Source organism: Biformimicrobium ophioploci (assembly GCF_030270605.1).
GTDB classification, from domain to species: Bacteria; Pseudomonadota; Gammaproteobacteria; order Pseudomonadales; family Cellvibrionaceae; genus Biformimicrobium; species Biformimicrobium ophioploci.
This window is the reverse complement of sequence record NZ_BSYJ01000003.1, coordinates 128756-142703: the sequence shown is the minus strand read 5'-3', so window position 1 is coordinate 142703 and position 13948 is coordinate 128756. Positions and strand designations below refer to the sequence as shown.

General features: G+C 58.0%; 13 protein-coding genes. 5 read left to right on the top strand and 8 right to left on the bottom strand.

What is annotated here, in order from left to right; all coding sequences use genetic code 11:
• Positions 1-12: 12 nt before the first annotated feature.
• Genes QSJ80_RS07350 through QSJ80_RS07335 form a run of 4 tightly spaced genes read right to left on the bottom strand, consistent with a single transcriptional unit; the run spans position 13 to position 3020 of the window.
• On the bottom strand, positions 13-342 hold the full coding sequence (locus tag QSJ80_RS07350; RefSeq protein WP_285763783.1) for a hypothetical protein: 330 nt from the start codon (positions 340-342) through the stop codon (positions 13-15).
• Entirely contained in the window at positions 339-1106 is a 768-nt protein-coding gene (locus tag QSJ80_RS07345; RefSeq protein ID WP_285763782.1) for a TSUP family transporter, read from the bottom strand. Before QSJ80_RS07345 ends, QSJ80_RS07350 begins: the two co-directional genes overlap by 4 nt.
• Entirely contained in the window at positions 1099-1647 is a 549-nt protein-coding gene (locus tag QSJ80_RS07340; protein ID WP_285763781.1) for a GNAT family N-acetyltransferase, read from the bottom strand. Before QSJ80_RS07340 ends, QSJ80_RS07345 begins: the two co-directional genes overlap by 8 nt.
• A complete protein-coding gene (locus tag QSJ80_RS07335; protein WP_285763780.1) occupies positions 1644-3020 on the bottom strand; it encodes an MATE family efflux transporter in 1377 nt (458 codons plus the stop codon). The genes QSJ80_RS07340 and QSJ80_RS07335 overlap by 4 nt, the downstream gene beginning before the upstream one ends.
• 181 nt (positions 3021-3201) lie before the next feature.
• Here QSJ80_RS07335 and QSJ80_RS07330 point away from each other — a divergent pair, with 181 nt between their 5' ends.
• Together QSJ80_RS07330 and QSJ80_RS07325 are read left to right on the top strand one after the other, a co-directional pair.
• Complete coding sequence (locus tag QSJ80_RS07330; protein ID WP_285763779.1) at positions 3202-4581, top strand: cytochrome ubiquinol oxidase subunit I; 1380 nt, start codon at positions 3202-3204, stop codon at positions 4579-4581.
• The gene (locus QSJ80_RS07325; protein WP_285763778.1) at positions 4578-5591 is read left to right on the top strand and encodes a cytochrome d ubiquinol oxidase subunit II; all 1014 of its coding nucleotides are present in this window, start codon (positions 4578-4580) and stop codon (positions 5589-5591) included. Before QSJ80_RS07330 ends, QSJ80_RS07325 begins: the two co-directional genes overlap by 4 nt.
• An 18-nt stretch (positions 5592-5609) precedes the next feature.
• On the opposite strand, the gene QSJ80_RS07320 is transcribed toward QSJ80_RS07325, so the two are convergent.
• The 3 genes from QSJ80_RS07320 to QSJ80_RS07310 all read right to left on the bottom strand — a co-directional run bounded on the left by QSJ80_RS07320 (position 5610) and on the right by QSJ80_RS07310 (position 8634).
• Positions 5610-6203, bottom strand: a complete 594-nt coding sequence (locus QSJ80_RS07320; RefSeq protein WP_285763777.1) for a 1-acyl-sn-glycerol-3-phosphate acyltransferase — start codon at positions 6201-6203, stop codon at positions 5610-5612.
• A 127-nt stretch (positions 6204-6330) separates the two neighbouring features.
• A complete protein-coding gene (locus tag QSJ80_RS07315) occupies positions 6331-6966 on the bottom strand; it encodes a 1-acyl-sn-glycerol-3-phosphate acyltransferase (RefSeq protein WP_285763776.1) in 636 nt (211 codons plus the stop codon).
• A gap of 84 nt (positions 6967-7050) precedes the next feature.
• On the bottom strand, positions 7051-8634 hold the full coding sequence (locus QSJ80_RS07310) for a peptide chain release factor 3 (RefSeq protein WP_285763775.1): 1584 nt from the start codon (positions 8632-8634) through the stop codon (positions 7051-7053).
• A gap of 153 nt (positions 8635-8787) precedes the next feature.
• Between QSJ80_RS07310 and QSJ80_RS07305 the strand changes: the two genes are divergently transcribed.
• Positions 8788-10554: an aminopeptidase P family protein gene (locus QSJ80_RS07305; protein WP_285763774.1), complete on the top strand. Its 1767-nt coding sequence runs from the start codon at positions 8788-8790 to the stop codon at positions 10552-10554.
• Between the two features lie 65 nt (positions 10555-10619).
• Here the strand turns inward: QSJ80_RS07305 and QSJ80_RS07300 are convergent, their stop codons facing one another.
• On the bottom strand, positions 10620-11705 hold the full coding sequence (locus QSJ80_RS07300; RefSeq protein ID WP_285763773.1) for an alpha/beta fold hydrolase: 1086 nt from the start codon (positions 11703-11705) through the stop codon (positions 10620-10622).
• A gap of 230 nt (positions 11706-11935) precedes the next feature.
• Between QSJ80_RS07300 and QSJ80_RS07295 the strand changes: the two genes are divergently transcribed.
• Together QSJ80_RS07295 and QSJ80_RS07290 are read left to right on the top strand one after the other, a co-directional pair.
• A complete protein-coding gene (locus tag QSJ80_RS07295; RefSeq protein WP_285763772.1) occupies positions 11936-13162 on the top strand; it encodes an APC family permease in 1227 nt (408 codons plus the stop codon).
• Positions 13149-13943, top strand: coding sequence for a dimethylarginine dimethylaminohydrolase family protein (locus tag QSJ80_RS07290; protein WP_285763771.1), 795 nt, complete (start codon positions 13149-13151; stop codon positions 13941-13943). The genes QSJ80_RS07295 and QSJ80_RS07290 overlap by 14 nt, the downstream gene beginning before the upstream one ends.
• Positions 13944-13948 lie beyond the last annotated feature (5 nt).

The window sequence follows — 13948 nt, the reverse complement described above, 5'->3', positions numbered from 1 at the left end:
CCCCCTGGATTGTTACTCTTGTTCGAGCAGCATCTCGCGCACTGCCTTCAATTCGGCAATTCCGTCCTCGGTAAACAGATAGGGCGGCTTGCCAGTGTAATGGTCTTGTTCAATTTGCAGGCAGCGGCGACGCGCCTGCTCCAGTTGTTCATCGTGATAGATCACATAGCCGCTCAGCAGGTCCCAGTCGTTGTCACTCCCCTGGCCGGTGATGACCTTTTCCAGCAACGACACAAACAGCTGCCGCGTCATACGGTAACGCGGCGTTTTCATGTTGGCCAGCCCCCAGATCACAACAACAAACATCACAATCGACAGCAGTATGGTTACCAGCAGGTTCACAACAATCCCCCCTGCTCCAGCAACAGGCGAATGGCGATCAACAGGCTCGCGCCCACCAGCACCGGTTTCACCAGCGCCGCGCCACGGGTAATCACCATATTGGAACCCAGCCGGGCGCCCAGCGCCTGCGCCACCGACATTCCCAGCGCCAGGCTCCAGACAATATGCCCGCCTGCGACAAAGATCAGCATGGCCGTGGTATTGGTGGCGAGTACCAGCGGCTTGGTGTGCGCCGTTGCGGCGCGCATGTTGAACCCCAGCAGCGCCACGAATGCCAGCGCAAAGAAGGAACCCATACCGGGCCCGAAGAAACCACCGTAAAAACCAAGGCCGCCACCCACTAGCAGGTTGAACGGCAACCTGCCCATACGCGCACGACTGTCGAGGTCACTGACTCGCGGCGACATCAGGAAATACAGGGAGATAACGATCAGCAAGACCGGCAGCAGCCACGACAGAAAATCCGCATCGAGTCGCTGCACCAGCCACACCCCCACTACGGAACCGAGGATCGCTGCACAGATACCGGGCAGTAACCAGCGCAACTGCAGGTGGCCCTTACTGAAAAAATTGATGGTGGAAGACAGGGTACCGAACACACTCTGGAACTTGTTGGTTCCCAGCGCCTCCAGTGGCGGCACCCCGGCCCAGAGCAGCGCCGGGAGGGCGATCATGCCACCGGCACCAGCGATTGAGCTGACAAAGCCCGCAATAAACCCCGCCGCCACCAGCAGCAGCTGAATTCCCAGTTCCAGCTCAGGCAATGTTTGCTCCCGGCGATGCCAGATCGATACTGAACAGGTGCAGCGCCTTGCCATCCTCCTCCGCGCTGATCTGCCCCTCGATTTCCATGCCCAGCTTTTCCAGCAGACGGATGGAGGCCGCATTTTGCGGGTCACAAATCGCCACCAGGCGATCGAGCCCCACGACAGCCTCTGCATGTGCAACCACCGTCCGGGCCGCCTCGAGGGCATAGCCCTGCCCCTCATGCTCGGGCAGGAAGCCATAACCAATATCCACATCCTCGAGGGAATCGCGCTTGATCAGGCCGCACAGGCCGAGTGCCACCCCATCCGAGCTGCGTTCCACCAGCCACAGTCCGAAGCCCCGCTCGCGGTACATTTTCAGGGGGCCCTCGTCGAGATAGCAGCGGGCATCCGCCTCTGTCCGGATCTTGCGATCCCCGACAAAACGCAAAAACCCCGGAGTATTGAGCACAGCCACAATAAACGCCGCATCGCCGTAGCGGAGGCGACGCAGGCGCAGCCTTGGCGTGCGGGTAACCACCGCCTCCCCGTCCGTCATACTGCCCCCTCACGCCGGGCATCCGCCCTGCGCATGATGACCCACATCCATACCACCAGGCACCAACTGACCAGTGGCAAGGTCACCCAGACCCCGTCAACACCGAAGTACTTCGCCAGTATCACAAGGGCAATACCAACCAGCACAAGCTTGCCGCCCACCAGCATGGCAGCTTCGTTGGCCATCTTGATGGACTGGAAATAGATGGCACCGACCAGCAGCAAACCCTGCGCCGGCAGCACCCAGAAATACAGATAGGTGGCATCACGGGTGTAGCGGATTACCTCCGGGTCGTCCGCAATAAATGCGCGGATTGCGATATCCGGCCAGATGAATAACAGCACCAGGCCAATCACCCCCGGTACAAACGCAGCCAGGAAGGCGTAATTGCGCGCCTGCTTGACCCGCTCCCACTTGCCGGCGCCGAAATTGAAGCTGGTGATCGGCTGTATCGCGAGCGCGACGCCCTCGAACACCAGGTAAAAAAACGACTCGATGTAGCTGAGGATACCGTAGGCAGCGACGTGAATGGTTTGCCCGACCCACAACAGGGCCTTGTTGTGCATGGTGAGCACCACGGAAAGGTACAGGTACATCAGGAAGCTGGATAAACCCGTACGCATGATATCCCGGCAATCCTTCCAGCGCAGGCGCAACGTATCCCAGCTTATCCGCAGTCGGGTATTGCGGCCGAAGAAATGCAGCAGGCACAGGCCACCGGTTACCAGCTGCGACAACATGGTGGCGATGGAGGCACCGTGCAGCTCCAGCGGCACCACCACAATCAACAGGTAATCAAGCAGGATGTTGAGCAAGCCGCCGATCACCATATAGAGCGTTACCTGCCTGGGGTGCCCGTCGTTCCGCATCAATGCCGAAAACGCCATGGCGATGATCGGGAAAAATCCGAGCAGGAAATACCAGAGCAGGTAATCTGCCGCCAGCTGCGTGGCGCGCTCCGATGCACCCAGCCAGTACAGCAGCGAATTCGCCAGTGACAGGCCGGGGAATATCAGCAATACCGCCGCCAGAATGCACATCGTCAGACTGGCACCCACCAGACGACGCGCACTGGCCACATCGCCGCGCCCGAGAGCGATGGCAACCAGTGCCGCGGCACCCATGCCGATTCCGGCACCGATTGCGTACACAATGCCGCCGATGGCGTAGCCGAGCATGACACCGGCCATACCATCGGCACCGATTACCTGGCCGACAAAAATACCGTCGATGGCGCCATAGATACCGGTAACCAGCATCGCCGACACAGTTGGCAACGCGTAGCGCCAGAACAGCCGCCCTACAGGCTCATCGCGCAATGCCATATCACTTGCGCTTGGCTGCTGTGCCGTTTCCTGCTGTTCCGGTGACATATTACCGCCACTACTCTCTGAGGGTTTTCGAAGGATTAAAGGAACACATTATGCCGCTTTACACGCAAATACGCCCCCAATTTCATCCAATTGATTGGACACTGTCGCAGCCGGAAACAACACTGTTCAGAGCCTTGCCCTACTTTATCAACGCACAATGACACGCCCCGGATAATTTATCGTGCTGGATACACTACTGCTTTCGAGAATCCAGTTCGCGGCGAATATCAGTTTCCATATCCTGTTCCCGGCAATCACTATCGCACTGGGCTGGTTCCTGTTTTATTTCAAACTGCGCTTTGACCTGAGCGGAAACCCGGTGTGGATGCGCGCCTATCGTTTCTGGGTAAAGGTATTCGCCCTCACTTTCGCACTGGGTGTGGTGAGCGGCATCACCATGTCCTTCCAGTTCGGCACCAACTGGCCCGGTTATATGGAGAAGGTAGGCAACATTGCCGGCCCGCTGCTCGGCTACGAGGTTTTGACCGCGTTTTTCCTCGAGGCAACCTTCCTCGGCATCATGCTGTTTGGGATCAACCGGGTCCCGCAGAAAGTGCACACCCTATCGACCCTGCTGGTGGCAATCGGTACCTCGCTTTCGACTTTCTGGATTATTGCGCTGAATTCCTGGATGCAAACCCCCGCGGGCCACGAACTGCGGGACGGCATCGCCTTTCCGGTGAGCTGGATGGAAATCATCTTCAACCCCTCCTTCACCTACCGGCTGATTCACGTGTTGCTGGCGTCCGGGCTTACCGCGGCCTTCTTTATAGCCGGCATCTCTGCCTACCGTATGCTCCACGGCGACAGCAAGCGTGCGCCAAGGCTGGCCCTGAAAACCGCCATGCTGGTGGCCGCAGTGCTGGCGCCGCTGCAGGTGCTGGTCGGCGACCTGCACGGCCTGGACACGGTCAAGTACCAGCCCGCCAAGATCGCTGCCATTGAGGGAGTCTGGGAAACACAGAAAGGCGTGCCGCTGCTGCTGTTCGCCATTCCGGACTCCGAGAACAGGACCAACCACTTTGAGATTGGCATCCCGAGGCTCGCGAGCCTGATCCTGACCCACGACCCCGATGGTGAGGTGAAGGGCCTCAATGAATTCAAGGGTGAACACGCGCCGGTGGGGCCGGTATTCTGGAGCTTCCGCGTGATGGTGGCCTGCGGCCTTCTGATGATCGCCGTTGCCTGGATAGCCAGTTACCGCACCTGGCGTAAGCAACCGCTATCCACGGGATTCCTGCGCGTGCTGGTCGCCTGTACTTTTATCGGCTGGGTGGCCACCCTGTCCGGCTGGTATGTTGCGGAGATCGGCCGACAACCGTGGCTGGTGCACGGCCTGCTGACCCGCGACGAGGCCGTCACCGACCTCGCCCCCGGTAACGTCGCCCTGTCGCTGTCACTGTACCTGCTGGTTTATGTGGTGCTGTTGCTCGCCTATATCCAGACACTGCGCGTCATGGCGAAAAAATCCGTAGAAGTGGAAGAGTTCGAAACGGAGCCACCAACACTCGAAGGCAGCTTGCCCAACGTGGACAAGACAGCCCGGGGGAGCAGCACATGATGGACGACCACTGGCTGCCGGTGATTTTTATCGCGCTGATGGGCCTTGCCGTGCTGATCTATGCCGTTCTCGACGGCTTCGACCTGGGTGTGGGCATTCTGCTGCCATTCGATGCCGGGGAAACCAGCTCGGAAAGCCAGCGCGATACCATGATTGCGTCCATCGGCCCGTTCTGGGACGCCAATGAAACCTGGCTGGTACTGGCCATCGGCCTGCTGCTGATCGCTTTCCCTCACGCCCACAGCGTGGTCATGTATCACCTCTATATTCCGATCGCGATTATGCTGATCGGACTCATTCTGCGCGGCGTTGCCTTTGATTTCCGGGCCAAGGCTGCGGTCAGCCAGAAGCTCGCCTGGGACCGCACTTTCAAGGCCGGCTCACTGCTCACCAGCCTGAGTCAGGGCTTTATGCTGGGCCAGTATGTCATGGGATTTGATACGGGTTGGCAGGCGATGCTGTTCGCGGCGGTGTCCGCCCTGGGTGTCACCGCTGCCTACAGCTACATTGGCGCCACCTGGCTGGCACTCAAGACCGAAGGCGCGCTGCGCCAGCGCGCACTGCACTGGGCGCGCCGTTGTGGCCGAATCTGCTTTGCCGGGGTGGTGGCGGTTTCAGTGATCAACCCGCTGGTGAACCCGGGGGTATTTGCGCGCTGGTTTGAATATCCGCTGGTGATGTTTGTACTGCTGATTCCGGCACTGTGTTTTGCCGCATTTATCTGGAACGACATGACCCTGAGGCGCCAGCTCCATGGCGACAGCCGACACGTGGCGCGGCCCTTTTTCGTAACCGCGCTGATCTTTGCCCTGTGCTTTACCGGGCTGGCATTCAGCTTTTTTCCGGAGATCGTACCGGGGCGGATGGACATCTGGGAGGCAGCCAGTGCGCCTGAGTCACTGCGCTTTATTCTGGTGGGAGCGGTGCTGGTAGTGCCGGTGATTCTTGCCTACACGGCATTTTCCTATTACGTGTTTCGCGGCAAGACCACCGAGCTGAGATACCACTAATCTGGTTTTAACCGGCCATTAACCCGCGAGCGCCGGGAACTTGCCGGTGTACTGCTGGAAGTGGGCCTTCATCCTGGCCATATCTTCCTCAAAGTCACCGCTGGTATAGAAGAGTTCACCCAGGCGGATGGTGCGGGTCTTGTAATCAATGCCGATCGGCAGGATGGGTACCTGGGCCTTGTGCGCAATCCGCAGGAAGCCCACCTTCCAGTTTTCCACCCGTGAACGGGTACCTTCCGGTGCCAGTGCAATGATCTTGCGGCCGCTGTTGCGGATCTGGGAGACGGCCTCGTCCACCACACCCTTGGCAGCTTTGCGGTTGACGGGAATGCCACCCATACGGATCAATAATTTGCGGAACGGGCGCTTGAAGATGGTGTGCTTGCCCATCCAGTTCATCTTCACACCCATGCCCAGCAGGGCGGACATGCCGAAGACGAAATCCCAGTTCGAGGTGTGCGGCGCACCGGCCGCGACAAACTTGGCGCGGTCCGGCGGCGTGCCAATGACCCGCCAGCCGAAGATACGCAGGATGGTGCGACCAATCCAGCGCGTGAAAGCGTTACCCATTTTGGGCCATTTCTCCGGGATCACCGGGACTACATTACCCATGACAGACCTCAGGCATCGTTAAATCTTGCTTCTCTCATACATATCGCCCGGGTCGATCCCTGAACCCGAAACGTCGCGGCCAAAATAGCGCACGGATTGGCAATATTCCAGCGCTTATTGACCGCTGCTATTTACTGCTAGCGCCTTCTTCAGACTCCACGCCCGGCAGGTAACCCTGCTTTTCCGGGTTGCGCCCCCGATATTTGGCGTAGCGGCGCTGGATCTCGCGCATATCGACCTCAAGGTCACCGGTAGGATAGTAGGTGGAATCGATCACCGCGCGACGGCTGGGGAAGTCCCAGGCGATCAGCACGATCGGCACTTTTGCGGCATAGGCGATGCGCAGGAAACCGTTCTTCCACTTGGTCACCTTGCGACGGGTGCCTTCCGGGGCGATCGCAATCCACATCTGCTCGTTGTCGCGGTACAGGTTGGCCACCTGTTTTGCCAGTCCGCCCGGCGCGCTGCGGTCGGTAGGGATACCGCCGAGCGCCATAAACAGACGCTTGAACGGGAAGAAGAACGCCTCCTTCTTCATCAGGTAGTGAATCTTCAGGCGCATCGCCATCAGCAACGGCATGGAAACGATAAAGTCCCACAGCGAGGTGTGCGGTGCCAGCGCCACCATGACCTTTTTCTCCTTGGGGAACTCGCCCTCGAAGCGGAAGCGCAACAACTTGGTCAAAACCAGCCCGATCCAGCCCGCCAGGCGACTATTCATCCGCGGCACTTCCGGCGGGATATTTGAAGGAATGGTGGCCATGAGCCCTCCCCTGAAGATGGTCAGAAAGGCGCTTCCCGCGCCAATACCCTAGATTACTATTTTGTTATGCCTGTCACCAACCGGTCAGTGTTCCCGGGTGGCGCGGAACTGGATGTCCGGATAACGCTCCTCGGTCAGGCTCAGGTTGACCCGGGTCGGCGCCAGGTAAGTCAGGTGGCCGCTGCCGTCCAGAGCCAGGTTAATGCTGGCCTTGCGCCGGAACTCGTCCAGTTTTTTCGCGTCATCGCACTCTGCCCAGCGCGCGGTGTTGACGTTGACGTTCTCGTAGATCGCCTCCACCTTATATTCGTCCTTGAGGCGGTAGGCCACCACCTCGAACTGGAGCACCCCCACGGCACCAACAATGATGTCATTGGTATCGAGCGGGAAGAATACCTGGGTGGAGCCTTCTTCGGACAGCTGCTGCAGGCCTTTCTGCAGCTGCTTCAGCTTGAGTGGGTCTTTGAGGCGGATACGGCGGAACAGTTCCGGCGCAAAGTTCGGAATACCGGTGAACTTGAGTGCCTCGCCCTCGGTGAAGGTATCACCAATTTGAATAGTGCCGTGGTTGTGCAGGCCGATGATATCCCCGGCAACCGCTTCCTCCACATGAGTACGGTCGCCGGCCATGAAGGTCACCGCATCGGCGATTTTCACGTCCTTGCCCAGGCGCACATGCTTCATCTTCATGCCGCGCTTGTAGGTGCCGGAGCAGACACGCATAAACGCAATGCGGTCACGGTGCTTGGGATCCATGTTCGCCTGGATCTTGAACACGAAGCCGCTGAATTTTTCTTCGGTCGGTTGCACTTCGCGGGTCGAGGTGGCACGCAGCTGCGGTGCCGGTGCCCACTCCACAAAGCCGTCCAGCATCTCGCGTACACCGAAGTTACCCAACGCCGTGCCGAAGAATACCGGGGTCAGCTTGCCCGCCTTGTACTCCTCCAGATCGAATTCATGGGTGGCGCCGCGCACCAGCTCGATTTCCTCGCGAATATCATCGGCATCCACGCCCAGCAGCTCGCTGGCCTCGTCCGAATCCAGGCCCTTGATCTGGATATCGTCCGGGATGGTGTGACCCATACCCTGCTGGAACACGTGAATGGTGTCGGTATACAGGTTGTACACACCCTTGAACGTCTTGCCGGAGGACAGCGGCCAGTTGATCGGCGCGGCCTTGATGTCCAGTACCTCCTCGATCTCGTCCATCACCTCAATCGGGTCACGGATGTCGCGGTCAAGCTTGTTGATAAACGACAGGATCGGGGTATCGCGCAGGCGACACACGTTCATCAGCTTGATGGTGCGGTCCTCCACACCCTTGGCGCCGTCGATCACCATCAGCGCGGAGTCCACCGCGGTCAGTACGCGGTAGGTATCCTCGGAGAAGTCCTCGTGACCAGGCGTGTCCAGCAGGTTGACGGTGCGGCCGCCATAGGGAAACTGCATCACGGACGAGGTCACGGAAATGCCCCGCTCCTGCTCCATGGTCATCCAGTCGGATTTGGCGTGCGGGCCCTTCTTGCCTTTGACGGAACCCGCCATCTGGATGGCGTTTCCGAACAGCAGCACCTTCTCGGTGATGGTGGTTTTACCGGCATCCGGATGGGAAATAATGGCGAAGGTACGGCGCCCGTCCACGCCCTCGATAACGTCTGTTTGAGCCATGGCTACTGTCTGTGCAAACTCGCGGAAAAAATTGGCTGCGGATTATACACGGACACGGCCGCATTGGCCTGTGCCCGTGCGCCCAGAGCCCGTACCAAATGCGGCGCGCGATGCGATACACTGCGCCGCAATACCACGCATTCGAGGATTCCCATGAGCCAGATCCGACTCGAGCAACTGCGCGACCAGCTAGCCACCCAAGAGGTCCAGGGCTTCCTGGTGCCGCGCTGTGACGAATACCAGAACGAATATGTGCCGGCCGCCGACGAGCGCCTGGCCTGGCTTACGGACTTTACCGGCTCCGCTGGCCTCGCCATGGTTACGGGCAAGGCCGCCGCCCTGTTCGTGGACGGCCGCTACACCCTGCAGGCCGCCGACCAGATCGGCGAGCAGCAGATCAGCCAGCAGTCCCTGACCCCGGCGGATATCGCCGCCTGGGCCATCGCCACTCTGGGCGAGGGCGACAAGCTGGGCTACGACCCGAAACTGCACACCGAACCGGGTCTCAAGCTGCTGCGCGAAAGCTGTGCCAAGGGCGGCATCGAGCTGGTGGCGCTGGACAGCAACCCCATCGATGCCATCTGGCAGGATCGCCCCGCCACCCCGAGTGGCCTGGCCGTACCGCACCCGCTGCAGTACACCGGTGAGGAATCCACCAGCAAGCGCCAGCGTATCGGCGCGGGCCTTGCAGAAAACAGGGCCGGGGCCCTGCTGCTGCCCAATCCGGAAGTATGCGCGTGGCTGTTCAATTTCCGCGGCAATGATATTCCGCACCTGCCGGTGGCCCTGTCCATGGGCATACTCTATGCCGATGGCAGTGCGGCGCTGTACCTGCATAAGAGCGCCGCCGATGCGGCCCTGCGCGATCATCTGGGCGAAGGCGTCACCCTGCTGCACGACAAGCAGGCCCTGTTCGCCCACGCGAAAGAGCGCGGCGTGAAAGCGGTGCAGTGCGACCCGCTGCTGTCCAACCTGTGGTCCCTGCAGCAGATCGAGGCACAGGGCATGAGCGTGGTACGCGCCGCAGATCCGGTGGTACTGACCAAGGCCTGCAAGAACCCGGTCGAACTGGACGGTGCCCGCACTGCGCATATCCGCGACGGCGTGGCCGTGTGTGAATTCCTGGCCGACCTGCCGCAGCACATCGACGGCAACACGTTCGGCGAAATGCAGGCGGTGCACCTGCTGCGCGCCAAACGCGAGGCCACCGACGGTTTCTCCGATGACAGCTTCGATTCCATTTCCGGCTACGGCCCCAACGGCGCCCACTGCCACTACCGGGTTTCCGAGGAATCCAGCCTCACCATGGAGCCGAAGGGTATCTACCTGATCGACTCCGGCGGCCAGTACCCGGACGGCACCACCGACGTGACCCGCACGCTGGCCATGGGCGAAGTACCAGCCTCCGCGAAGGAACATTTCACCCGCGTGCTCAAGGGCCATATTGCGCTCGGCACACTGCGCTTCCCGGAAGGCACCAACGGCGAACATATCGATGCTTTCGCGCGCAAATCATTGTGGGATGCGGGCCTGGATTATGCGCACGGCACCGGCCACGGCGTGGGCAGCTTCCTCAGCGTACACGAAGGTCCGCAGCGTATCGGCAAGGCCGCCAGCGGCGTCGCCCTGCGCGAGGGCATGATCCTGTCAAACGAACCGGGCTTCTACCTCACCGGCGAATACGGCATCCGTATCGAGAACCTGGTGTTTGTGAAAAAGAGTGAGCGCTTCGAGGGCTTCCTGGAATTCGAGGACCTGACCCTGGTACCGATCGACCTGAGTCTGGTAGAGCCATCCCTGCTCACCGAGCAGGAGACGGAATGGCTCAATAACTACCACGCACTGGTGCGCGACACCCTGACACCGCTGGTGAGCGACAAGACCCGCGCGTGGCTTGAGCACAGCACCCGCGCGATCTAGATACCCGCTTAAAAGAAAACCCCGGCATGCCGGGGTTTTCTTTGGGTAAGTTGCGGCCTTTAAAATTACTGCTCCACTACTTCCTGCATCTCTTCGGTATCCATAGGCTCGCCAGCATCCACAACACCAGCACCTGCGGGGCTGGCCTGCTGCAAGAACGGCACCATACCGGCAATCAGTGACCGGGCCACTTCCGGCTCCAGGTTGTGCCCCATATCGGCAATCTCCATATATTCCGCTCCCGGAATCGCATCCGCGGTCGCCTTGCCGTGTGCGGGCGGTACCAACGGGTCCTCAGCACCATGCAGAACCAGGGTCGGTACCTTAACGGCCTTGAGACGCTCTGTGCGATCGCCGTCTGCAAATACCGCTTGCATCTGGCGCAACTTGCCGGCCTTGTAGCGACCGCGGTTGATCTGTCGCTCGACCAGGCTGCGAGCCTGAGCCTCATCGAAATACTTCTTTGAGCCTATCACCTTCACCGCATGCACACCGCGGTAAACAACCTCCTCACGAGTATTCTCGGGCAGCCCTGCGCCGAATAACGCCTGCAGCGCATCCTGCTCCGCCTCGGGCAGGTCAGGAGCACCGGTGGTGGACATCATGGAAACCAGGCTATAAAAACGCTCTGGGTGTGCCAACACCGCATGCTGGGCAATCATGCCCCCCATGGAGGCACCGACGATATGCGCCTTCTCCACCTGCAAATGATCCAGCAGACCAACCGCGTCATTGGCCATGTCTGCGATGCTGTAATCGGAATTGATCTCCCAGCCAAACTTGTACTGCAGCATGGTCCAAATCATAGAAGGCTCGCTGCCTTCATAGAACTTCTGTGACAGGCCCGCATCGCGATTATCGAACGCAATCACGCGATAGCCTTCATCGATGAGGCCCTGCACAAAGGCGTCGCCCCAATGCAGCATCTGCGCCCCAAGGCCCATCACCAATAAAATAGGTTCACCGTCCTGCGGCCCCATGTCCTGATAGGCAATGGACACTTCATCCACCACTGCGAAAGAAATCGGACGGCTGTCAAAGGGGCTGTTCTGGGTTTCGGCTACGGGCTTGGCTAGTGCCGGTGAGGCCACGGAGACCAGAGGGGCCATCAGGATGCCCAGAAGCAGGAATACGGCTGTGATTATTCTCATTGTCAGGTGCTCAATATGCATGAATACCTGAAAGCTACCGTATAGTCCCTGTCGCGGCAACGGCCGACATCAGTTTACTGGTCCAACTAAAGTTGTAGTGACCTGCACCTGGATAGCAAATGCGGTAAACGCAGGGTAAATACACCGGCATATAAAGGCTTTGACTAACCGCCCACTTCCATTAAGCTCGCCCATTTAGCACGCAAATCAACCGCTGTACAATTTAAAAAATGAAAAGAACCATTGGGATTTGGCGCTCATGGGCGTTGGTAGCCGGCATGATGATAGGCTCCGGCATTTTGACCATGCCTGCTCTACTTGCACCCTATGGCAGTTACAGTTTTCTTGGCTGGGCGGTGACGGGATTTGGCGCGATCTGCTTAGCCTTAAGCTATAGCTACCTGTCTTCCCGTAAACCCGGCTTGGGCGGCCCATACTTCTATGTGCAAGAAGCCTTCGGCACCCGGTTTGCTGGTTTTGTGGCCTGGGGGTACTGGATTTCGCTAGTCGCATCCGTTGCGGCTCTTGCATTGTCCTTTACCGGTTACAGCAAGGCTTACCTTCCACTTATCTCAGACAGCACCTTTTATAGTGCCGCGTTCTCCGCAGTCATTATTTTGTTCTTTACAGCCATCAATGCTCGCGGCGCCCGCGAGGCGAGCTCAGTGCAACTAATAACCACCGTGGTCAAGATACTGCCACTGGTATTTCTGGGCTTTGCCGGAATCATGTTTGGCGAAGTAAAAGAGATCCCCGCAATAAACCCCGGCAGCAACTCGCTATTTCATATGATTGCAGGATTGTGCCTGCTGGTGATGTTCGCCTTTATTGGAGTCGAATCCGCGACATTGCCATCAGAAGATACGATAGAGCCGGAAAAAACCATTCCCAGAGCTTCTATCTTGGGCACACTGACTGCTGTTACAGTGTATGTAATCGCCACACTGGGTCTGATGTCGGTTATTCCTTTATCAGACCTGCAAAACTCTGCATCTCCATTCGCCGATGCGGCCCAAATACTCGTCGGCAGCTCCGGCGCCATGATTATCACTATTGGCGCCTTATTCGCCATCAGCGGCACATTGAATGTCTGCATCATGATCACTGGCACCATCATGACCGCTGGAGCCCGAGATGGCATATTCCCCAGGCTTTTCAGCCAGAAGAATTCACGGGGCGCGCCGGTTCGGGCATTGCTATTTTCAAGTGCCGTGGGCGTGATGCTTCTATTTTTTAACAGCTATGACTCGCTAATAAAAAGCTATGAATATCTACTGGTAATTGCCACATTCGCAGTAATGATTGTCTACCTTACAACAGCGTTAGCCAGCATCAAATTGCAATGGCAGGATCATAAGCAGAACCAGGAAATCAGTATTACCCAGTTGTCCATTGCCTTACTCGCCACACTATTTACAGTACTGGCTCTTGTTGGAACATGGGTTGTTTATCAATAAAAAGATTTTAGGGAAACAAATGTTTACAAGAGCTATAGTCCGAAAACCCTGCAAAGCAATGCTCAACGGGCTTACCAGTGCAAGCCTGGGGCTACCTGACTATGATTTAGCGTGCGAACAGCATCAAGACTACATTAGCGCCCTCAAAGAATGCGGGTTGCAAATCACTGAACTCCCGGCACTGGAATCCTACCCGGACTCCTGTTTTGTTGAAGACGTTGCCTTGCTTACTCCCAATTTGGCAATTCTCACCAACCCCGGGGCTGATAGTCGCAGGGGCGAGACCCAGCATATAGCAGCTGCTGTTCGGGAATTTTATCCGAATCTGGAAAAGATTAGTGCAGCGGGGCATGTGGAAGCCGGTGATATCATGATGGTCGGCGAGCATTTTTATATCGGCCTTTCGGATCGTACCGATATCCAGGGCGCAACCCAGCTCATCGATATTCTTGAGAAGAATGGCATGACCGGCTCCATGGTGGAAATGTCAGAAATGCTCCACTTGAAAACGGGATTGAGCTACCTGGAGAACAACAACCTCCTGACTTTTGGGGAAATGCACGGCCACACGGAATTTTCAGGATTCAACCGTATTGAAATTGATATAGATGAAGCCTATGCAGCCAATTCCGTCTGGATAAATGGCACTGTACTGGTACCTGAAGGCTTCCCTAAAACGCTGAACAAAATTGAGCAACTTGGCTATAAAACCCGGGAAGTAGCCATGTCCGAATTTCAAAAACTGGACGGCGGATTAAGCTGCTTGTCATTACGCTTCTAAAAAAT

Excerpts from the sequence above, each read along its gene's own strand:
- QSJ80_RS07340 (WP_285763781.1), bottom strand. The coding sequence starts at position 1,647 with ATGACGGACGGGGAGGCGGTGGTTACCCGCACGCCAAGGCTGCGCCTG.
- QSJ80_RS07335 (WP_285763780.1), bottom strand. The coding sequence starts at position 3,020 with ATGTCACCGGAACAGCAGGAAACGGCACAGCAGCCAAGCGCAAGTGAT.
- QSJ80_RS07325 (WP_285763778.1), top strand. The coding sequence starts at position 4,578 with ATGATGGACGACCACTGGCTGCCGGTGATTTTTATCGCGCTGATGGGC.
- QSJ80_RS07320 (WP_285763777.1), bottom strand. The coding sequence starts at position 6,203 with ATGGGTAATGTAGTCCCGGTGATCCCGGAGAAATGGCCCAAAATGGGT.
- QSJ80_RS07315 (WP_285763776.1), bottom strand. The coding sequence starts at position 6,966 with ATGGCCACCATTCCTTCAAATATCCCGCCGGAAGTGCCGCGGATGAAT.
- QSJ80_RS07310 (WP_285763775.1), bottom strand. The coding sequence starts at position 8,634 with ATGGCTCAAACAGACGTTATCGAGGGCGTGGACGGGCGCCGTACCTTC.
- QSJ80_RS07305 (WP_285763774.1), top strand. The coding sequence starts at position 8,788 with ATGAGCCAGATCCGACTCGAGCAACTGCGCGACCAGCTAGCCACCCAA.
- QSJ80_RS07300 (WP_285763773.1), bottom strand. The coding sequence starts at position 11,705 with ATGAGAATAATCACAGCCGTATTCCTGCTTCTGGGCATCCTGATGGCC.
- QSJ80_RS07295 (WP_285763772.1), top strand. The coding sequence starts at position 11,936 with ATGAAAAGAACCATTGGGATTTGGCGCTCATGGGCGTTGGTAGCCGGC.